The sequence below is a fragment of the Brachybacterium sp. AOP24-D1-21 genome (genome assembly GCF_052378665.1).
Classification (GTDB): Bacteria; Actinomycetota; Actinomycetes; order Actinomycetales; family Dermabacteraceae; genus Brachybacterium.
The window spans coordinates 1,558,370-1,578,506 of record NZ_JBQSXX010000001.1; the positions used below are offsets into that span (position 1 = coordinate 1,558,370).

Annotated in this window: 18 protein-coding genes and 1 pseudogene; 12 read left to right on the top strand and 7 right to left on the bottom strand. The window is 70.2% G+C overall.

The window, feature by feature from the left end:
* Positions 1 to 80: 80 nt before the first annotated feature.
* The 5 genes and pseudogenes from ACT3UF_RS06995 to ACT3UF_RS07015 all read left to right on the top strand — a co-directional run.
* Positions 81 to 935 (top strand): protein NO VEIN domain-containing protein, encoded by an 855-nt coding sequence (locus ACT3UF_RS06995; protein WP_444501976.1) that lies wholly within the window; start codon positions 81 to 83, stop codon positions 933 to 935.
* Between the two features lie 168 nt (positions 936 to 1,103).
* Positions 1,104 to 2,342 carry an HAD-IC family P-type ATPase gene (locus tag ACT3UF_RS07000; RefSeq protein ID WP_444608202.1) on the top strand — a complete coding sequence of 413 codons (1,239 nt, stop codon included), beginning with the start codon at positions 1,104 to 1,106 and terminating at the stop codon, positions 2,340 to 2,342.
* A 3-nt stretch (positions 2,343 to 2,345) separates the two neighbouring features.
* A protein-coding gene (locus ACT3UF_RS07005; RefSeq protein WP_377802425.1) for an IS3 family transposase occupies positions 2,346 to 3,610 on the top strand; the annotation gives its coding sequence in 2 pieces (ribosomal slippage) (positions 2,346 to 2,688 and positions 2,688 to 3,610; 1,266 coding nt in all).
* A gap of 49 nt (positions 3,611 to 3,659) precedes the next feature.
* A complete protein-coding gene (locus ACT3UF_RS07010) occupies positions 3,660 to 4,412 on the top strand; it encodes an HAD-IC family P-type ATPase (RefSeq protein ID WP_444608203.1) in 753 nt (250 codons plus the stop codon).
* A gap of 343 nt (positions 4,413 to 4,755) precedes the next feature.
* Positions 4,756 to 5,221: pseudogene (locus tag ACT3UF_RS07015) on the top strand (carboxypeptidase); the annotation flags it as partial.
* Positions 5,222 to 5,252: 31 nt separating this feature from the next.
* On the opposite strand, the gene ACT3UF_RS07020 reads toward ACT3UF_RS07015, so the two are convergent.
* From ACT3UF_RS07020 to ACT3UF_RS07035, 4 genes are all read right to left on the bottom strand, one after another.
* The gene (locus ACT3UF_RS07020) at positions 5,253 to 6,233 is read right to left on the bottom strand and encodes an LLM class flavin-dependent oxidoreductase (protein ID WP_444501914.1); all 981 of its coding nucleotides are present in this window, start codon (positions 6,231 to 6,233) and stop codon (positions 5,253 to 5,255) included.
* A 305-nt stretch (positions 6,234 to 6,538) separates the two neighbouring features.
* Positions 6,539 to 7,030, bottom strand: coding sequence for a hypothetical protein (locus ACT3UF_RS07025; RefSeq protein ID WP_442332928.1), 492 nt, complete (start codon positions 7,028 to 7,030; stop codon positions 6,539 to 6,541).
* On the bottom strand, positions 7,018 to 7,662 hold the full coding sequence (locus tag ACT3UF_RS07030) for a helix-turn-helix transcriptional regulator (protein WP_442332929.1): 645 nt from the start codon (positions 7,660 to 7,662) through the stop codon (positions 7,018 to 7,020). Before ACT3UF_RS07030 ends, ACT3UF_RS07025 begins: the two co-directional genes overlap by 13 nt.
* An 84-nt stretch (positions 7,663 to 7,746) precedes the next feature.
* Entirely contained in the window at positions 7,747 to 8,247 is a 501-nt protein-coding gene (locus ACT3UF_RS07035) for a hypothetical protein (protein WP_442332930.1), read from the bottom strand.
* 367 nt (positions 8,248 to 8,614) lie between these two features.
* Here ACT3UF_RS07035 and ACT3UF_RS07040 point away from each other — a divergent pair, with 367 nt between their 5' ends.
* The 7 genes from ACT3UF_RS07040 (at position 8,615) to ACT3UF_RS07070 (ending at position 16,309) form a co-directional block, all read left to right on the top strand.
* A complete protein-coding gene (locus ACT3UF_RS07040; protein WP_444599598.1) occupies positions 8,615 to 9,556 on the top strand; it encodes a formate/nitrite transporter family protein in 942 nt (313 codons plus the stop codon).
* Entirely contained in the window at positions 9,553 to 12,126 is a 2,574-nt protein-coding gene (nirB, locus tag ACT3UF_RS07045; RefSeq protein WP_444601288.1) for a nitrite reductase large subunit NirB, read from the top strand. The genes ACT3UF_RS07040 and nirB overlap by 4 nt, the downstream gene beginning before the upstream one ends.
* Positions 12,123 to 12,569, top strand: coding sequence for a nitrite reductase small subunit NirD (gene nirD / locus ACT3UF_RS07050; protein WP_444599596.1), 447 nt, complete (start codon positions 12,123 to 12,125; stop codon positions 12,567 to 12,569). Before nirB ends, nirD begins: the two co-directional genes overlap by 4 nt.
* Positions 12,566 to 13,483, top strand: coding sequence for a uroporphyrinogen-III C-methyltransferase (cobA, locus tag ACT3UF_RS07055; protein ID WP_444608204.1), 918 nt, complete (start codon positions 12,566 to 12,568; stop codon positions 13,481 to 13,483). The genes nirD and cobA overlap by 4 nt, the downstream gene beginning before the upstream one ends.
* A complete protein-coding gene (locus ACT3UF_RS07060) occupies positions 13,480 to 14,337 on the top strand; it encodes a uroporphyrinogen-III synthase (protein ID WP_444601285.1) in 858 nt (285 codons plus the stop codon). The genes cobA and ACT3UF_RS07060 overlap by 4 nt, the downstream gene beginning before the upstream one ends.
* Positions 14,334 to 15,044, top strand: coding sequence for a sirohydrochlorin chelatase (locus ACT3UF_RS07065; protein WP_444608205.1), 711 nt, complete (start codon positions 14,334 to 14,336; stop codon positions 15,042 to 15,044). The genes ACT3UF_RS07060 and ACT3UF_RS07065 overlap by 4 nt, the downstream gene beginning before the upstream one ends.
* Before the next feature lie 110 nt (positions 15,045 to 15,154).
* Positions 15,155 to 16,309: an intradiol ring-cleavage dioxygenase gene (locus ACT3UF_RS07070; RefSeq protein WP_441444215.1), complete on the top strand. Its 1,155-nt coding sequence runs from the start codon at positions 15,155 to 15,157 to the stop codon at positions 16,307 to 16,309.
* Positions 16,310 to 16,416: 107 nt separating this feature from the next.
* On the opposite strand, the gene ACT3UF_RS07075 is transcribed toward ACT3UF_RS07070, so the two are convergent.
* The 3 genes from ACT3UF_RS07075 to ACT3UF_RS07085 are packed head-to-tail and all read right to left on the bottom strand — an operon-like array spanning position 16,417 to position 20,098.
* Positions 16,417 to 17,460 carry an ABC transporter permease gene (locus ACT3UF_RS07075; protein ID WP_444601283.1) on the bottom strand — a complete coding sequence of 348 codons (1,044 nt, stop codon included), beginning with the start codon at positions 17,458 to 17,460 and terminating at the stop codon, positions 16,417 to 16,419.
* On the bottom strand, positions 17,457 to 18,533 hold the full coding sequence (locus tag ACT3UF_RS07080) for an ABC transporter permease (RefSeq protein WP_444601282.1): 1,077 nt from the start codon (positions 18,531 to 18,533) through the stop codon (positions 17,457 to 17,459). The genes ACT3UF_RS07075 and ACT3UF_RS07080 overlap by 4 nt, the downstream gene beginning before the upstream one ends.
* Entirely contained in the window at positions 18,530 to 20,098 is a 1,569-nt protein-coding gene (locus ACT3UF_RS07085; protein WP_444601281.1) for a sugar ABC transporter ATP-binding protein, read from the bottom strand. Before ACT3UF_RS07085 ends, ACT3UF_RS07080 begins: the two co-directional genes overlap by 4 nt.
* Positions 20,099 to 20,137 lie beyond the last annotated feature (39 nt).

Sequence of the window (20,137 nt, forward strand, 5' to 3'; positions counted from 1 at the left end):
CTGCGCAATGGTCCGATTCTGGCCGCTGCGCTATCGCCGAAGCTGTTCCGTCCGTCGGCCCACCGTGCCACCATCTGTTGATGAAGCCACCGAAGCTCCTCGCCATGTCCAACTACGAGACCGAGAACCGGGCGATCGCGTACGTCATTGCGCACGAGAGGGCCGCCGGTCGCACCGCCGTCGACGCACGCCACATCCCAGGCAGCCGTGTCGACGTCGAGAGCATCGATAACACCACCGGCGAGAAGCGCCTCATCGCGATCAAGGCCTTCGGCGGCGCCGGCCGCGGTGACGATCTCTGGCTTGAGCCGAACCAGGTCGCCGCGCTCGAGGAGGTCCCCGGCTCGCACCTCTACCTGGTCACCAACGTCCGCTCCGCCGATCCGTCCGAGATGCGGGTGCTCGACCTCGCGGGGGAGCAGCTGCGAGTGTGCCTCGAGGCGAAGCGGGAGAAGCACTACTTCGAGGTCCCGATGCCCGTCGCCGTCTATGACGATCTGCACGGCACGTCGATGGGTGCGCCCACGGTCACCGGCACCGAGTTCAGCCAGCAGGTCCTCGAGGCGGTCACCCTCCTCCACCAGCGCGGCTACCACCGGATCCGCTTCGTCACGCTGTGGGCCCCCAACGGCCTCAACATCCGCATGTTCGTCGGCCGCGACTCCGAGGTGCCGGGCGGGCACCCGCGCGAAGAATTCTTCGACCAGATTGCCTACACCTCGCTGGACGACGCCGACGAGCCCGTGCGCGACTTTGCCGGGACAACGATTCCGGCCTGGTGGAGTGCGGAGATGATCGCCGATCAGATCCTCGCCGCGATCCCACCGATCGAACCTCGCGCGGACGACTCTGACTATGTCGCGCGTATCCAGGATCTCTTCGAGCATCACGCCGCTGCTCGCACGGTGCCGCTCACCGAGGATGAGCGCGGCTGAGCGTCATCACCGCAGACAAGCACGGTCGGCCGATTGACCCCCTTCGAAGACGAGGCGATAATGAAGCCAGCGGTCGTTCTGGCGGCCTGACCTCAACGGACATCTGATCGCGCATCAGTCCCCTCAGTCCGCTCTCCACACTCAGGAAGAAAGATCGAGGGCGTAGAAATGCCGACACAGACCATCGCCTCACCCACCCGAGAAGCGCCGTCCTCGACGTCGCGGGCAGTGGAGTTCCTCCGCCGCCGCAAGTTCATGATCTTCGTGATCATCGGACTGACTGCCGGGCTGGTGCTCTGGGCGACGGGCCAGACCACCGCTCTCGCCGTCACCGCGTACCTGGTGCTCGGCATCGTGATCGTCGTGACGGCGATCGACATGGTGCGGGATCTGATGCGTGGGCACTGGGGGCTCGACATCCTCGCGGTCATCGCCATGATCGCGACCCTCGCGGTGCAGGAGTATGTCGCGGGGCTCATCATCGCGTTGATGCTCACCGGTGGCGAAGCATTGGAGGACCTGGCCGCGCGCCGCGCCAGCCGTGAGCTCGACCAGCTGATGAGCCGAGCTCCAGCGTTCGCGCAGAGAATCCACCCCAGCACAGGCGAGGTCGAAAGCATCACGATCGACGAAGTGCAGGTCGGTGACGAGCTGCTGGTGCGATCCTCGGAGATCCTCCCCGTTGACGGGGAGTTGTTGTCGGAGCACGCGACGATCGATGAATCGTCGGTGACCGGTGAGCCGATCCCGGTGAGCTATGGCGCCGGCGACCACGTCCTCTCGGGCACGGTGAACGGCACCGCGAGCTTCACGATGCGTGCGCAGAAGATGGCGGCCGATTCGAACTATGCGTCGATCGTGCGACTGGTGGAACGAGCCGTGGAATCCCACGCACCGATGGTGCGGCTCGCCGACCGGTACGCCGTGCCCTTCACGGTGGTGGCGCTGCTCATCGCTGGTTTCGCCTGGTTCCTCAGCGGGGACCCGGTGCGATTCGCCGAGGTGCTCGTGGTGGCCACGCCCTGCCCGCTGCTCATCGCCGCCCCGGTCGCCTTCATGGGGGGCATGAGCTCAGCCGCACGGCTGAACGTCATCATCAAAGACGGTGGCGTCCTGGAGATGCTCGCCCGGGTGCGTTCCGCCGCGTTCGATAAAACAGGCACCCTGACGCAGGGCAAGGCCGACGTGGTGGTTATCCACCCGGCCTCCCGCAGCAGCAGCGAGACGCTTCAGCTGGCAGCTGCCGCGGAGCAGTACTCCGTGCATGTCTTCGCCGATCCGATCGTGGCAGCCGCGAGAGCGCAGCAGCTCGAGCTGCCGGACGTGACGAATGCTGACGAGGTCGGGGCCTGCCCCTTGTTCGTGGACACGCTGATTCCAGCATTTGCTGGGGAAGCGAGATCATGAACCATGGCCAGGAAGCACTACTCCGAAGAGTTTCGCCAGCAGGCGGTTGACCTGTACGAGTCGACACCGGGAGCGACGGTCCGCGGTATCGCGGAGGACCTCGGGATCGTCCGGGGCACGTTGCGGCAGTGGCTGGAGACCCACGGGACCGGAAAGAAGACCGCGGCTGACGGCACGCTGACCGACCGCCCGTTGCGGTCCGCGCCGATCGCTCCGACGTCGGATCCTAGTGAGCCGCTCGAGCAGCGCGTGGCTCGGCTGGAGGCAGAGAACGCCCAGCTGAGAGCGGAGACGACGAAGCTCACCACGGAGCGGGAGATCCTCCAGAAGGCCGCGAAGTATTTCGCCGGGGAGACGCGCTGGTGAGTCGCTTCCAGTTCGTCGCCGACCATTCCACCACCTATCCGGTGAAGCGACTGTGCGAGCTCGTCGAGATCGAGCGTTCCTCCTACTACGCCTGGCAGACAGGCGCCCCGGCTCGGTCCGCGCGGGCCGCTTCCGATGGCGAGCTGCTGGAGCGGATCCGCATCATCCACGCGGACGACAATGCCCAGGGTGCCCCGCGGATCACGGCAGAGCTCAACGACGGGGCCGCGCCCGAGGACCGGGTCAACCACAAGCGGGTCGCTCGCGTGATGCGAGAGGCCGGCCTCAGCGGCTACGTCAAGAAGCGTAAGCACCGCACGACGGTGCCGGAGCCGGCCGACCAGGTCGTTCCTGACCTGCTGGGCCGGGATTTCACCGCCGAGGCGCCGAACCAGCGCTACGTCGGCGACATCACCTACCTGCCGCTATCCGAGGCCGGCGGGGGCGGGAACCTGTATCTGGCCACAGTGATCGACTGCTACAGCCGCCGCCTGGTGGGCTGGGCCATCGCCGATCACATGCGCACCGACCTCGTCGCCGACGCGCTCAAGGCCGCCGCCGCGGCCCGTGGATCTCTGGCAGGAGCGATCTTCCACAGCGACCACGGGTCCGTCTACACCTCCAAGGCCTACGCCGAGCTCTGCCAGCGGCTCTGCGTGACCCAGTCGATGGGAGCCGTCGGCTCCAGCGCCGACAACGCGATGGCCGAATCGTTCAACGCGACCACGAAGCGCGAGGTCCTCCGCGACGCCGCGTGCTTCACCGACGAGCTCACCGCCCGCCGCAAGATGTTCCGCTGGCTGACCCGCTACAACACCAAGCGCCGCCATTCCTGGTGCCGCTACCTGTCCCCGAACGCCTACGAGCGCGCCTACACCGCTAAGCTAGCGCTCGCAGCGTAAACACCCCCGTGTCCACGAACCGGGGGTAGGCCCCGTCGCGACGAACGGGGTGCTCGCCCACCTGGCCGGGGGCGCCGTGGTGCGGGTCGGGAAGCCCGCCTTCATCGAGGAGGCGACCGGATCGATCGACCGACCCGAGCTCCGCGCCGGGGAGACGGCTGTGTATGTGTCGGTCGGTGACGAACTGGCCGGCACCATCATCTTGTCCGATCCGATCCGTCCGCACGCGGCAGACACCATCTCCCGCCTTCGGGGAGCCGGCGTGGCAGAGATCGTGATGGTGACCGGGGACGTCGCGCCGACCGCCGAGTCCGTCGCGCAGACGGTGGGCATCCAGACGGTCCACGCCGAGACCACACCCCAGACCAAGGTCGAGATCGTGCAGGCCATCCGGCCGCGGCCCGTGCTCATGGTCGGTGACGGCATCAATGACGCCCCGGTGCTGGCAGCAGCGGACATAGGCATCGCCATGGCAGGCCGGGGAGCCACCGTCGCGAGCGAATCGGCCGCAGCGGTCATCACCTCGAACGACATCGCACGCGTGGCAGACGTCGCCTATGTGTCGCGGCGCACCGTGCACATCGCGCTGCAGTCGATCTGGATGGGCATCATCATCTCGGTGGGCCTGATGCTCGTCGCCGCCTTCGGCTACCTGCCCGCAGTGGCGGGTGCGCTCCTGCAGGAGGTGGTCGATCTCGTCGCCATCGTGTCGGCTCTGCGAGCGCTCCGAGCACACAAGGGGGCGGAGCGAGACCGTGCACCTCGCCATGAGCCGGCCCAGGCTGATGCCGCTGCTGTGTGAGCCCGAGAGGATGAACGGGACGCCGAACCTGGTGTGGGTCACCGGCTTCCCCCCCGCGAGCGGGTGGTGCCCCTCAGTCGTCCGCACCGGAGCGGCATTCGGCGGCGGCGGGTTCGTCCGGGGCGTGTTCGCCCAGCTGACTCCCGGCACTACCGGAAACTAGCGACCTCGAGTGGAAACCACGCCATGGCGCAGGTCGATCCCCGCCTGGTGGAGCGCCGAGGTGGTCGCCGACCAGCTTCTCGCCGCGCTGACGCCCGTCGGTGCTGCGGCAGACGACCCCGCCTATGCCTCCCGCCTCGCCGCCCTGCTCGAGGCGAGTCGCGAGTCGGGGAAGGTCCCGCTCGCCGCCTACGACATCGACTACATGATCGATCTGCACCACCAGGGCGCCTGCAGTGCGATCGGCGACGAGCGGGTCTCCGGTTCGATCCTCCACCCACCAGCCGCAACGCCGATCCGGATCTGGTCGAGCGCTCCAAGCGCCTCGGCGTGGTCGTCCACGACGCGGTCGACTCCACCGGCTGGGGCCTGCTCGGGAAGTACGCCGGTGGCTCCGCCGAGATGATCAGCCGCAACGGCCTGGCGGTCGAGTACGGCATCGCCACCCTGCTGTTCGAGATGCGCGGCCTGTCCGACCACTTCTACGAGGACTACGTGCTCGGGCCCGCAGCAGCGGATACCTGATCCGGCAGACTGTGATCACGCTCGAGGCGGCGACCCGGGCACTCGCCGACGGATCGATCGATGCGGCGTACACCTCCCTCTGGGACACCCTCCCCGCTCAGGAGTGGAGCCGCGACGAGTGACGAGCTGACGAGCCGCGGCAGGCAGCGCCTCTCAGCCCAGATACGCCTCGGCGAGCAGCTCGGCGGACCGCAGCCGCTGCTCCACCCGCGGTCCCTGGTGGGCGATGATGAGTTCGTCGGCGCCGGTCTGCTCGGCGAACTCGGTGACCTGGTCCAGGACCACGTCGGGGGTGCCGACGGCGCTGTAGGTCGCCATCTGGTGCAGGTGCTGGGCCTGAGGCGCGACGAGCAGCTCATCGGCCTGCTCGTCGGTGTACTCGGTGCCCGGGCGCAGCAGCAGGGCCACCCGGCTGCGCATCATCTCGTGCTGCTGGCGCTCGGCGTCAGCCTGGTCATCGGCGGCGATCACGTTGAAACCGGCGATGACGTGAGGCGTCTCGAGCTGCTCGGACGGCTGGAACTCGCGGCGGTACAGCGCGATCGCCTCGTGCAGGGCGCCCGGAGAGAAGTGCGAGGCGAAGGCGTAGGGCAGGCCGAGGGTGGCGGCGAGGCCGGCGCCGAACAGCGAGGAGCCGAGAATGTACAGGGGGACGTCGGTGTCCTTGCCCGGATAGGCGTTCACGCCCGGGATCCGGGACTGTCCTTGCAGGTAGGCCTGCAGTTCCATGACGTCCTCGGGGAAGGTATCGGCAGAGGCGCCGCTGCGGCGCAGTGCGCGCATCGTGTTCTGGTCGGTGCCCGGGGCCCGGCCCAGCCCCAGGTCGATCCGCCCCGGGTGGAGCGTCTCGAGGGTGCCGAACTGCTCGGCGATCACCAGCGGGGCATGGTTGGGCAGCATGATGCCGCCTGCCCCCAGCCGGATGGTCCTGGTGTGCGCAGCGACGTGGGCGATCAGCACCGAGGTGGCCGAGGACGCGATCGAGGCCATGTTGTGGTGCTCGGCGTACCAGACCCGCTCGTACCCGGTCTCCTCCGCCTTCTGGGCCAGGGCGACCGTGCCCTCCAGCGCCTGCGCGACGCTCTGGTCGCGGGCAACGGTGGCGAGGTCGAGGATCGAGAGCGGGACTGACATGGAGCACCTTTCGTCGGCAGGCGGCGCCGGACGGCGCAGCACCCGAGGGACAACGCCCGCGGCGCCGTTTCTCTTCCCGGAGCCTTCGCCGCTCGGAGTAAGGCGACTTTTCGGACCAGCCGAGCTCTCTCTCTGGAGAGCGACGCTGCTCTCCGTCGGCCGGGCCGCGCTCCGTCTCGCCCTTCGGCCGGCACACACCTTCTCCCGCCGCAGTGCCGCCACCGACCGCTGCAGCAGCGCGAAGATCAGCAGGATCCCGCCGTGGTCAGTCTCGACGCCTGGCGTACGCAGGAGGTCAGTGGTGCTCAGTCCTCATCGGCAGCTGGACGGAAGGGTCGCTCGTCGCGAGACAGGTAATCGAGGGTGAGTGGGGGCAGCCCCATGCGCGAGGTGAGGGATGTCAACGTCTCTCGCACGTAGGGATATGCAAGGAAGTAGACGTTCGACTCGACCCACGCCGCGAGCGCGGCAGGGCGTGCCTCGAGATCGTCTGCAAGGTCGAAGGAGATGACATGCGCGACGGTGATCTCGGTGGTCCGCTCGGAGGATTCTTCTGCCGAGACCCGTACGCCGTGCTCGATCCGCACGAGAATCTGCCGGGCCTCCTCGACGTACGCGAATTTCGGGTGCTCTGCCTGCACGTCGTAAACGAGATCTCCACCGTCGACGGCGAGAGGACCCGCGTGGACTTCATCGAGCCGCACATTCGCGACTCGCGTCGCGCGAATGACGGCGGCAACCTCGTCGGCCGTCACCGTCGGCTCAATGTCCTTGTCAACGATCGTCAGCGTCCCCATGCGGTGACCTCGGCTGTCGAAACTGTGTGGCTGGAAAGGCTCCACGAGGAACGATCCTGCGAGATCTGAGTCCAATTCTCGACACGGACCGTACTGGTGCGGCGGGAGCTCAACCGTTGCTGCGGGCGCCCACCTTCGATGTTCGTGGACAGCTCGTGCCACTGCACCGTGGTGGCATCCGGGTTGCGGAAGAGGTAGTTGTCGATCTGGGTGAGCAGCGACTCGGAGGGGAGAGTCTCGTCCATATCGATGCCGCGGGATTCGAGCAGCCATGCGGTGACAGTCGCCCAGGGCCACGTGCTCGTGCGGCTGCCGATGATCGCGAAGGGGGCCGGGAAGTCGGCTTCCTTGGTCCACTTCCGTGCGCCTTCTCGTGACACCCCGACGCGAGAGGCGATCTCCGTGGTGGAGACGAGGTCGCGGTCGGTGCCCTGCACCTTCGCGCCCGGTGCTATCGCTTCGATCGTGCGCGCGACATCGACCGTCCGAGCGACAGCATCGTGCTCGTCGACGTCGAACGTTGCGGTTGCGTAGCGGTCGTCGCCCTGCCAGAGCAGAAGGGGAAGATCGCTGGCGAGTGCGGAACCGACGGTCGCGTCATCCAAATCGATCCCTGCGACGCGAAGAGTCATGCTGAGTGCCATGGTTCTAACGGGCCTTTCTCTCGGATGGTCACTATAGGCCCCTCAGTTGGCACTTGCCAACCGGGAGGGGGCTTAGTCGTGCAGAGCGTCACCCACAGTGTTCCGTCGCTGCGTGAGCTGCTCGAGTCGATCTCGCCGCTCTTGGACCTCATCGCTACGTCCAGGGAGGTCACGTAGTGACAGGCGAGCTTTGCGAAGCGGTGTGTCGGCTGAATCGAGGAGATCCTCCGCTGACCCGGACGTTGGCGAATCCATGGAGCCGAGCTCGTCCGAGAGATCGTCGAACTCCTGCTCGAGCAACGCCGCCTCGGCACGCTCGATCGAGGCGGACGCAAACTCCAGCAGCTCCTCGAGGCGAGAGTCGATGACGCCTCGCCGGAGGAGCTTCGCAGCGCTCTCAATGAACCGGCTGGCCGCATCGAGGAGCTCATCGACGTGCGTGAGCTCGTCGGTGATCTGTCTATGAGGGCACCTCTCCGCACGTTTCAGCGCTTGTTTCGCGGCGCTCTCGGTGCCATTCCCCGTCGAAAACGCGACGATCCGGCAGCGGCGGTCGGAGTCGGGACAGTCCATGACGATCTTTGGGTGGCTGGAGGTCCATGACGGGCAGGGCCAGCCGAGCTTCCGAATGCGATCCAGTACCTCTTGCCACGACTTGTTGTCGTGGCGGGGCCATTCGTCCGCTCCCATCCAGCAATCCCATCTTCAGAATTCCTCACGCTTCACGACAGGTTACCGGTGTGCGCCGACAAGCTCCGGTTTCAGGGCACGGCTCCTGTTCTTGGGCGTCGCACGGCCCGTCCACCCCTGAGACGTCACATCACGAGAAGGTCACGGCGCCCTCTCGCCCTTCGTCTCAGCTCCACAAGAGCCCAGGATGGCCGCACCCCGCTGCAGGCGCACGGGACATGCCCATCCTTCCCTCGTGTCAGGAGCTGCCATGTCCTACGTCCAGCCCACCGATCTGGTGGACCGGCTCACCGCCGCCGGCGCCTCGAAGGTCACCTACTCCGCCGGAGTCACGGTGCTGCGTGCCTTCATGGCCGGGGCGATCCTCACCCTCGGCGCCGCCTTCGCCGTCACCGTCTCCACCCAGACCGGGGAGCCGCTGCTGGGAGCGCTGCTGTTCCCCGTCGGCTTCATCCTGCTGTACCTGATGGGCTACGACCTGCTCACCGGGGTGTTCACACTGATGCCGATCGCACTGATCGCGCGGAAGCCCGGAGTGACGGTGCGCTCGATGCTTCGCGTCTGGGGCCTGGTGTTCCTGGGCAACTTCCTCGGCGCATTCATGGTCGCGGTGCTGATGGCCATCTACTTCACCTACGGCTTCTCCACCGAGCCCAGCCCCGTGGGCCTGGCGATCTCCGAGATCGGCCATGGCCGCACCGTCGGCTACGCCGATCACGGCGCCGCCGGAATGCTCACCCTGTTCATCCGCGCCGTGCTGTGCAACTGGATGGTCTCCACCGGCGTGGTCGGCGCGTTCATGACCGACAACATCCTGGGGAAGATCGCCTGCATGTGGATGCCCGTGATGCTGTTCTTCTACATGGGCTTCGAGCACTCCATCGTGAACATGTTCCTGTTCCCCTCCGGCCTGCTGCTCGGCGCGGAGTTCACGATCATGGACTACCTGATCTGGAACGAGATCCCCACCGTGATCGGCAACCTCGTCGGCGGCCTGGTGTTCGTGGGCCTCCCGCTCTACTACGCCCACCGCCGCAAGAACCCCGCCGCTGCTGCCGGTACCCCCACCACCGCGACCGGCACCGCTGCGGAGGCCACCCCCGCCCCTGCCCTCGACCCCACCGGCGCCCCGGCCGCCCCGCCGGCCGACGGACCCACGGAGGCCCCCGAACTGGTGGGGGCGCCCCGATGAGCCCCCGCATCGTCGTGATCGGCGCCGGGATGGCGGCGCACCGCCTGGTCGACTCGCTCGTCACCCGCGCCGAGGAGCGGATCACCGTGACCGTGCTCGGGGACGAGGCCCGCCGCCCCTACGACCGGGTGGGCCTGACCCGCTTCTTCGACGGGGAGAGTCCCGAGGAGCTCACCCTCGCGCACACGATCTTCGAGGATCCCCGCGTCACCCTCCACGAGGGGGACCCCGTTCAGGCGATCGACCGCGAGAACCGCACCGTCACCACCGTCTCCGGCACCGTCCACCCCTACGACCACCTGGTCCTCGCCACCGGCTCCCACGCGGCGAGGCCCCCGATCCAGGGCGCCGAGCTGCCCGGCTGCTTCGTCTACCGCACCCTGGACGACGTCGAGGCGCTGCGCCGCCACGTCGAAGCACGCGCCGCACAGTCCGACGCCGCACAGGGCGATCGGCCCGTGCGCGGGATCGTCGTCGGCGGCGGGCTGCTGGGCCTCGAGGCCGCCGGCGCCCTGCAGGGCATGGGCGCCGAGGCGACGGTCCTGCAGTCCGGCGACCGACTGATGTCCGCCCAGCTCGACCTGCCCGCCGGAGCCACCCTGCGCCGCCTCATCGAGGCCCGCGGGATCACCGTGCGCACCGAGGCCCGCTCCGCCGCCGTGCTCCCGGGCGCCGACGGCAGCGCCCGCGCCGTCGTCCTCCCGGACGGCTCCGAGCTCCCGGCGGACCTCGTGATCTTCACCGTCGGCGTCCGCCCCCGCGACGAGCTCGCCCGCGCCGCGGGCCTGACGTGCGACGAGCGCGGCGGGGTGCGGATCGACGAGGCCTGCGCGACTTCCGACCCGGCCGTGCACGCGATCGGCGAGGTCGCCTCCTTCGAGGGGCAGTGCGTGGGCCTGGTCGCCCCCGGCTACGCCATGGCCGAGGTGGTCAGCGACCGGATCCTCGGCGGGCAGGCGACGTTCGCCGGCTACGACCTCTCCACCAAGCTCAAGCTCTCCGGCGTGGACGTCGCCAGCTTCGGCGACGCCTTCGCCACCACCCCCGGCGCCCTGGACGTGGTCTACACCGACCCCGTGAACGGCGTCCACAAGAAGCTCGTCCTCTCCGACGACGCGAAGACCCTGCTCGGCGGAATGCTGGTGGGGGACGCCTCCGCCTACGGCTCCCTGCGCCCGCTGGTCGGCGGGCCGCTCGGCGGGGACCCCGCCGCCTACCTGCTCCCCGCCGGGGCGTCGGCCGCCCCGACCGCCGAACTGCCCGACGAGGCGGTGGTCTGCTCCTGCTCCTCGGTGAGCGCCGGCGCCATCCGCCACGCCGTGCGAGAGCAGGGCTGCGCCGACGCCGCGGCCGTCACCGCCTGCACCAAGGCGGGCGCCACCTGCGGCTCCTGCACCGTCATGGTCACCTCGCTCGTGGGCAGCGAGCTCGCGAAGCTCGGCCGGGCCGTCTCCGCCGGGCTGTGCGAGCACTTCGACCTCTCCCGCCGCCAGCTGTTCGACGCCGTGCACGTCTCGGGCCTGACCACCTTCAGCGCCGTCATCGCCCGGTTCGGCCGCGGGCGCGGCTGCGACACCTGCAAGCCCGTGCTCGCCGGCATCCTCGCCCTGCTCGGCGGGGAGCATGTGCTGGACAACGAGAACGCCACCCTGCAGGACACCAACGACCACGTGATGGCCAACATGCAGAAGGACGGCACCTACTCCGTGGTCCCGCGCATGCCCGGCGGGGAGGTCACCCCCGAGGGCCTGATCACGGTGGGGGAGGTGGCCCGCGACTTCGGGCTCTACACCAAGATCACCGGCGGCCAGCGGGTGGACATGTTCGGCGCCCGCCTCGAGGAGCTGCCGCTGATCTGGCGGCGCCTGACCGAGGCCGGCTTCGAATCCGGCCACGCCTACGGCAAGTCGCTGCGCACCGTGAAATCCTGCGTGGGCTCCACCTGGTGCCGCTACGGCGTGCTGGACTCCACCTCCATGGCCATCCAGCTCGAGCTGCGCTACCGCGGGCTGCGCACCCCGCACAAGTTCAAGCTCGGCGTCTCCGGCTGCGCCCGCGAATGCGCCGAGGCCCGCGCCAAGGACGCCGGCATCATCGCCACCGCCCAGGGCTGGAACCTGTACGTGGGCGGGAACGGCGGCGCCACCCCGCGCCACGCCCAGCTGCTGGTCGAGGGCCTGGACGACGACACCCTGATCCGCACCCTGGACCGATACTTCATGTACTACGCCCGCACCGCCGACAAGCTCCAGCGCACCGCCCCCTGGCTCGAAGCGCTCGACGGCGGGATCGACGGGTTGCGCGCCGTGATCATGGACGACTCCCTGGGGCTCGCCGCAGATCTGGACGCGGCCATGGAACGCCACGTCGAGGGTTACCGTGATGAGTGGGCTGAGACTCTCGCCGACCCCGCCAAGCTCGCCCGCTTCCGCTCCTTCGTGAACGCCCCCACCACCCCCGACCCCGGCCTCGCCTTCGTCCCCGAGCGGGGGCAGGTGCGCCCCGCCCGGCCTGAGGAGCGCACGGGTGGGATCCTGATCGCCGGCACGACCCTGGAGGTACGACGATGACCCCGACCCTCACCACCCCGAGCACCGCCAGCCCGACCCTCACCACCCCGACCCTCGCCAGCCCGAGCCTCAGCAGCCCGGCCCTCGCCCCGCAGCTCGCGGCGAACTGGCTCCGGCTGTGCACCCTCGCGGAGCTCGAGGTCGAACGGGGCTGCGCGGCCCTCGTGGGCCAGGAGCAGGTCGCCCTGTTCCTGCTGGCCGACGGCGACCTCCGCGCGGTCGACAACCACGACCCCTACTCGGGGGCGAACGTCATCTCCCGCGGCATCGTCGGCTCCCGCGGCGGCCGCCCCACCATCGCCTCCCCGATGTACAAGCAGATCTTCGACCTACGCTCGGGCACCTGCGTGAACACCCGCGGCAAGCAGGTGCGACGCCTCCGGGTCTGGCCCGTGCGCACCCTCGACGGGGACGTCTACCTGCTGCGCGGCGGCGCACGATGACCACCCCGACCGGCCACGTGGCGCTGGTGGGCGGCGGGCCGGGCCCGCTGGACCTGCTGACCGTGCGGGCCCTGCGGTTGCTGCGCGCGGCCGACGTCGTGATCGTCGACCGGCTCGGCCCCGCCGCAGAGGTCCGCGCGGAGCTGCGTCCCAGCGCGCTCGTGATCGACGTCGGCAAGCGCCCCGGCCACCATCCCGTCCCGCAGGAACAGATCAACGCCCTGCTCATCGCGCACGCCCGCGCCGGGAAGGCGGTCGTGCGGCTGAAGGGCGGGGATCCGTTCGTGCTGGGCCGCGGCGGCGAGGAGGTGCTCGCCTGCCGCGCTGCCGGGATCGAGGTCGAGGTGGTCCCCGGGATCAGCAGCGCCTTCGCCGTGCCCCAGGCCGCCGGGGTGCCGGTCACCCATCGCGGACTCTCCTCCACCGTGCACGTGGTCAGCGGGCACGACCTGAGCGGGCCGCACGGACCGTCGGCCGCGACCCTCGCCGCGCTCGCCGACGACGCGGTGACCACCGTGGTGCTGATGGGGGTCGCGGCGCTTCCCGCCCTGGTCGCCGCCGCCCTCGCCCATGGAGTGCCAGGGCAGCGGCCGATCGCGATCATCGAGAACGGCCACACCCCGCGACAGCGCACCACCCGCACCACCCTCGCCCGCGCCGTCCATACGGCCGGAGCCGTCGGCGTGCGCAGCCCCGCGGTGATCGTGATCGGCGAGGTGGCCCGGGCCGGACTGCTGCAGCCGGAAACGTCGGCAGCGCTCGCCCCCGCTGAGCTGAGCCCATCGGCCGCGCTCGCCCCCGCTGAGCCGAGCCCATCGGCCGCGCTCGCCCTCGCGGAGCCGAACCGGTCAGCGGCGCCGGACCTCGCCGAGATGGCCGCACTCGGCGGGCAGACGCCGGAGCACGCGGCGTGAGCACCCCGCCCCAGCTCTCCAGCGCGCTCGAGGGCAGGCGGCTCGTGCTCGCCCTGGACCGCCGGGCCGAGGAGCTCGCCGCCGCGCTGATCCGCCACGGCGCCGAGATCCAGCACGCCCCCGCGATGAGCATGATCCCGCACGTGGATGACCCGCAGCTGCTGGCCCGCACCGCCGAGCTCATCGCCCTCCCGCCGAACCTGCTGATCGCCACCACCGGCGTGGGCGTGCGCGGCTGGTTCGAGGCCGCCGACGCCGCCGGCCTCGCCCCCTCGCTGCGCGCCGCGCTCGCCGGCACCCGGGTCCTCGCGCGCGGCCCCAAGGCCCGCGGCGCCGCCCAGCAGGCGGGACTCACCGTGGACTGGGTCGCCCAGGAGGGCACCTCCGCCGAGGTGATCGCCCACCTCGCCGGCCAGGACCTCACCGGGACCCGCGCCGCCGTGCAGCACCACGGCTCCGGGGCCGACGGCCTCGACGAGGCGCTGCAGGGCGCCGGCGCCGAGGTGGTGGCCCTGACCGTCTACCGCTGGGGACCACCGCGCGACCCCGCCGCTGTGCACCGCTCCGTGTGTGATGCCGCCGCCGGAGCAGTGGACGCGGTCCTGTTCACCGCCGCACCCGGCACCGAGAACTGGCTGGTCGCCGCCGAACAGGCCGGCGCCCTGCCGGACATCGCCGCCCGCACCCGCGCCGGGGAGCTGGTCATGGCGGCCGTCGGCCCCCTCACCGCCGCACCCCTGGAAGCGCGCGGGATGTCCGCACTGCTGCCCGCCCGCAGCCGGATGGGCGCGCTGGCGCGCGCCGTCATCCAGCACTTCGACCCCACCGCCCCGACGGCGCAGGAGGACTCATGACCGCGCTGATCGCCTGCTCCCACGGCACCCGCTCCGCGGCGGGCCGCGCCGTGATCGCCCGGATCCGGGAGCAGCTCGCCCGCACCGTCCCGGACGCCGAGGTGCGCGAGGCCTACGTCGACGTGGAGCAGCCTGAGGTCGCGGGCGTCGTCACGCGCGCCGCCGCGGAGGGCCCCGTGGTGGTGGTGCCGCTGCTGCTCTCGACCGGTTTCCACACCTCCGTGGACATCGCCGCGGCCGTCGAGCCCCATCCCCGCGCCGTCGCCGCCCCCGCCCTCGGCCCGCACCCGGCTCTGGTGCGGGCACTGCGGGACCGACTCGCCGCCGTCAGCGAGGGAGATGCCGGGCATCGCCCCGGCGATCATGTGGTGCTCGCCGCAGCCGGCACCTCCCATCTGGCCGCCGCCCGTGCCGTAGAGCACATGCGTGATCTGGTCGCCGCCCACCTGCCGTGCCCCGTGAGCATCGGATACGGGGCGGGCTGCGCGCCCTCCCTCCCGGAGGCCGTCGACGCGGCGCGTGCGGCCGGCGCCCGGAGGGTGATCGCGGCGAGCTATGTGCTGGCCCCGGGCCATTTCGCGAACCTCGTCGGCGGCGCCGGGGCCGACCTCGTCAGCGCCCCGCTGGGGGCGCATCCGGAGGTGATCGGCGTGGCCGCCGCGCGGTTCCGGGAGGCGCTGGCCGTCCTCGCTCAGCCCGTGAGCTGATCCAGGGAACTCCCCACCGAACCCCAAAAAGGTCACGGAAAGGTCACAGCACGCCCACAGCCAGCGGTTCTACGTTTCTCGCTCCAGCACAGGACACCGAGAGGACCGCCATGGACAATGTCCCGCACCGCCCCGTCGGCCGCGCTTATCCCGAGGCCCGCGAGCACGACCCTGCCGCGCCGGCGACGGACCCTCCGACCCGCTTCGAGGGCCGCCCCCTGCACCACCCCGAGGAGGACGTCGAGGACCAGGGCCTCGCCTTCGACGTCGGTACGCTCGTCTCCCGCCGCGGAGTGCTCGGAGTGCTCGGCGCCGGCAGCGTCGCCGCGGTCCTCGCCGCCTGCACCGGCGGAAGCGCCGAGACGTCCGACGGCGCCGGCAACGGGGGAGGGGTGAGCGGCGGTGGGGCGAGTGACGGCGGCGGCACCTCCGCCTCAGCCCTCGAGGAGATGCCCGGCGAGACCGCCGGCCCCTACCCGGGGGACGGCTCCAACGGCGCGGACGTGCTCGAGACCAGTGGCGTCGAGCGCAGCGACCTCCGCTCCAGCATCGACTCCGACACCACCGCCGAGGGCGTGCCGCTCGAGCTCACCATGAACATCATCGACATGGCCAGCGGCGACGTGCCGATGGAGGGCGCGGCGGTGTACCTGTGGCACTGCGACGCCGAGGGCCGCTACTCGATGTACTCCCAGGGGCTGGAGAACGAGACCTACCTGCGCGGTGTGCAGATCACCGACTCCGCGGGCGCCGTCACCTTCACCAGCATTCTCCCCGGCTGCTACGCCGGCCGCTGGCCCCACCTCCACTTCGAGGTGTTCCCGGACGCCGACTCGATCGTCGACGCCGGCAACGCGATCCTCACCTCCCAGATCGCCCTGCCCGAGGTGGAGTGCCGCGAGGTCTACGCGCTCGAGGGCTATGCCGGCTCCACCGCGAACCTCGATCAGCTGACCCTCGAGAGCGACGGGATCTTCTCCGACGGCTACGAGCAGCAGCTGGTCGCCTTCAGCGGTGACCTCGAGGGCGGCTACTCCTTCAGCATCGACGTCCCGATCGACACGACCACCGAGCCTGAGGCCGGCGGGATGCCCGGTGGGGGCGGCGGTGAGGGTGGCTCTGGCGGGGAACCCCCCGCGGGTGGCGAGGGAGGCCCGGGTGGCGGCGGCACCCCGCCCGAGGACGCACCGCAGGGCGGGGGCCCCGGGGGCGAGCCTCCGGCGGACGGCGAGGGGTCCGAGGCGCCCAGCGACGGCGGGGAGTGACGGCCGGGAGTGACGGGGGCGCAGGGAACCCGCTGCAGCGCGGCCGGGCTCTGCCCGCCCGGCCGCACTGTCCCCGTCGGGCCGCCCCCGCTGCTCTGCCCGCTCCGCTACTCCCGCTGCCTCGACATCACCGCACGCTGCAGCAGCACGAAGATCAGCAGGATCCCGCCGGTGATGATGGTGGTGGCTTCCGGCGGGATGCTGCCGTCGCGGGTGATCAGCACGTTCATCAGGCCCAGCACGAGCGCACCGACCACGGAGCCGAGCACGTAGCCGAAGCCGCCGGTGAGCAGGGTGCCGCCGATGACAGCAGCAGCGATCGCATCGAGCTCCCAGCCGATGCCGGTGATGTTCTGGGCGGAGCCGAGGCGCGCGGTGTAGACCACCGCGGCGATCCCGGCGAGGGTCCCGCTGATCACGTAGATCAGCAGCTTGGTGCGCAGCACCGGCAGGCCCATCAGCGAGGCGGACTGCTCGGAGCCGCCGATGGCGTAGACGGTGCGCCCGGTGCGGGTGCGGTGCAGCACCAGGAACGCGGCGATGACCACCAGCAGAGCGATCAGCACGCCCGGGGTGATGACCAGGTCGTTGACCTTCGGACCGTCGATGATCTTGAGCTTCGTGCCCAGCAGCAGGATCCCGGAGCCCTCCTCGAGCCGCACCGGCACGGTGGAGAGCATCGAGGCCAGGCCCCGCCCCAGGAACATCATCGCGAGCGTCGCGATGAAGGGTTGGACGTTGAAGTATTGGATGAGGATTCCGGAGGCGAGCCCGATCGTGGAGCCGATCAGGATCATGACCACGATGACCAGCACCGCATTCATCCCGGTGCCGGCGAGCATCACCCCGCACACGGAGGACAGCGCGATGATCGCCCCGACGGAGAGGTCGATCCCGCCGCTGATGATCACGAAGGTCAGCCCCACGGCCAGGATGATCAGATGGGCGTTGTTGATGAAGAGGTTCGAGATGGTGCTGAGCTGGAAGATCCGGCCGTAGGCCGTCTCCCCGTAGATCAGCATCAGCACGAAGATGACCAGCGCGGCCAGGGTGGGCAGCGAGTCGGCGCGGAAGAAGCTCTTGACCCGGTGCAGGGGCGAGGGGCGCTGCGGGGTGCTGGTCGCCGGCGGGGTGGTGATCGCGGTGCTCATGCGGACACCGCCTCCTTCGGGGTCTCGCTGCGGGGGCCGACGGGCCGGGAGCGGCGGGCACGGAACAGGTCCCGTACTCGCTGGGACTGCAGCAGGCACAGCGCGATGATCACGATCGCCTTGAACGCCGGGGTGGCGGAGGAGGAGATGCCCAGGAACACGACGGTCTTGTCGAGGGTGGCGATCAGCAGCGCCCCGATCGCGGCGCCGGTGATGTTGAACTTCCCTCCCGCCAGGGAGGTCCCGCCGATCACGACGGCGAGGATCGCGTCCATCTCCAGCTGGTAACCGGTGTTGGAGACGTCCACCGTCATCACGCTGGCGGTGGCGAACACTCCGCCCACCGCGGCGAGGAGCCCGGAGGCGATGTACACCGCGAACAGCAGGCCGCGCCGGTTCACCCCGGCCAGGCGTGCGGCCCGGGGATCCATGCCGATCGCCTCGATCATCAGGCCCAGTGCGCTGCGGCGCACCAGCAGGCCCACCGCGATCACGATCAGCACGGCGAGCACGAACACCACCGGGATGCCGAGCACGTAGCCGTTGGCGAGCCAGCGGAAGGACTCGTTGCTCGCCGCGGTGTTCTGCCCGCCGGTGATCACCTTCGCCAGACCTCGCCCGGCGAGCATCATCACCAGGGTGGAGATGAACGGCTGCAGCCCCACCACCGAGACCAGCACGGCGTTCACGGCGCCGAGCGCCGCTCCCAGCAGCAGCGCGAGGGCGAGCGCTCCGGCCGCGGCGCCGACGGAGCTGCCGGCGGAGGAGAGGAACTCCATCGCGATCGCGCCGGAGACCGCCATCAGCGAGCCCACCGAGAGGTCGATCCCGGCGGTCGCGATGACCAGGCACATGCCCACCGAGATCATCGCGATCGGCGCGGCGGCGCGCAGGATGTCGATGATGTTGCCGACCAGGGACCCGGTGGTCTCGTTGTAGCTGACCGCCAGGTATCCGGGGTCCTTGAGCGTGTTGATCAGCAGCAGCAGGGCGATCGCGATGATCCCCCAGAAGTAGGGGCGGCGGATCAGGTCGAGCACCGCTGAATGCCGGGGTGTGCCGTCGAGGCTCATGAGCCGACTCCTGTTCCTGCGGGGTGGGGGCTCCCGGGCTGGCCCGGTGCGGGGTCCCCGGCGATGGTGGCGATCAGCGAGTCGGTGGTGACGGACTCGTCCACGGTGAGGTCCGCCAGCTTATGGCGGTCCTTCAGCACGATGATGCGGTCGCTGAGCCGCACCACCTCCTCGAGCTCGGAGGAGATGAACACGATCGCCACGCCGTCATCGGCCAGGGCGATCACCTGCTCCATGATCTCGGTCTTCGCGCCCACGTCGATGCCGCGGGTGGGCTCATCCAGGATCAGCACCTCCGGCTGGGTCGCCAGCCACCGTCCCAGCAGCACTTTCTGCTGGTTCCCGCCGGAGAGGTTGCTGATCGGCCGGTCCGGATCGGCGGGCCGCACGTTCAGCGCAGTCATGTACTTCTCGACCAGGGCGTCCTTCTCGTGCGCGGGCAGCGGCCGGGCCCAGCCGCGCTCCGCCTGGACGGCGAGGATGAGGTTCTCGCGCACGGTGAGGTCGCGGATGATGCCCTCATCGCGCCGGTTCTCGCTCGCGTAGGCGATGCGGGCGGCGAGTGCCTGGGAGGGGGAGGAGATCGAGGTGGTCGCGCCGCGCAGCTGCACGGTGCCGGATTCGGGTTTGTCCGCCCCGTAGACGAGGCGGGCGAGCTCGGTGCGGCCGCTGCCCAGCAGGCCGGCGATGCCGAGGACCTCCCCGGCGTGGAAGGTGACGTCCGTCGGCTCGAGCGAGCCGGTGCGGCTGAGGCCCTCGGCGCTGTAGACGGGGGTGCCGGTGCGGTCCACCTCGCGGCGGGCGCTGGCGCGCTCGAGCGAATCCAGTGCGCCGATCTCCTTGCCCACCATGGTGGAGATGAGCGCGCCCTGGCTGATCTCCTCGGTCATGAACTCGCCCTGGAACACGCCGTTGCGCAGCACGGTGAGGCGGTCGCTGATCTCGTACACCTGGTCCAGGAAGTGGGAGACGAACAGGATCGCGACCCCCTCATCCCGCAGCGAGCGGATCACCGCGAACAGCTGCGCGACCTCCGCCGAATCCAGGCTCGAGGTGGGTTCGTCCAGGATCAGCACCGTGGAGTCGGTGACCGTGGCGCGGCTGATCGCGACCAGCTGCTGCAGCGCGATCGACAGGGAGGAGAGCGGCTGGCGCGGGTCCAGCCCGCCGAGCCCCACCTTCGCCAGCACCTCGGAGGCCCGTCGATGGGTGGCACCCCAGCGGATGCCCAGTGGCCCGCGCAGCTCATAGCCGAGCATCACGTTCTCGCCGATCGACAGGTTCGTGCAGAGGTTCACCTCCTGGTACACGGTCGAGATCCCGGCGGCCTGGGCGTCGGCCGTGCCGTGCAGGCGCTGGGGGGTCCCGGCGACCAGGACCGTGCCCGCGTCGATGCTGTACACCCCGGTGAGCGCCTTGATCAGGGTGGATTTCCCCGCGCCGTTCTCGCCCATCAGGGCGTGGACCTCGCCGGGGAAGAGCCGGAAGTCGACCCCGTCGAGGGCCTTGACCCCGGGGAAGGAGATCGAGATGTCCTGCATCTCGACGATCGGTGGTGCGGGCATCGGTGCCTCTCCGTGGGTGCTGCGGGCAGCGGCGATCAG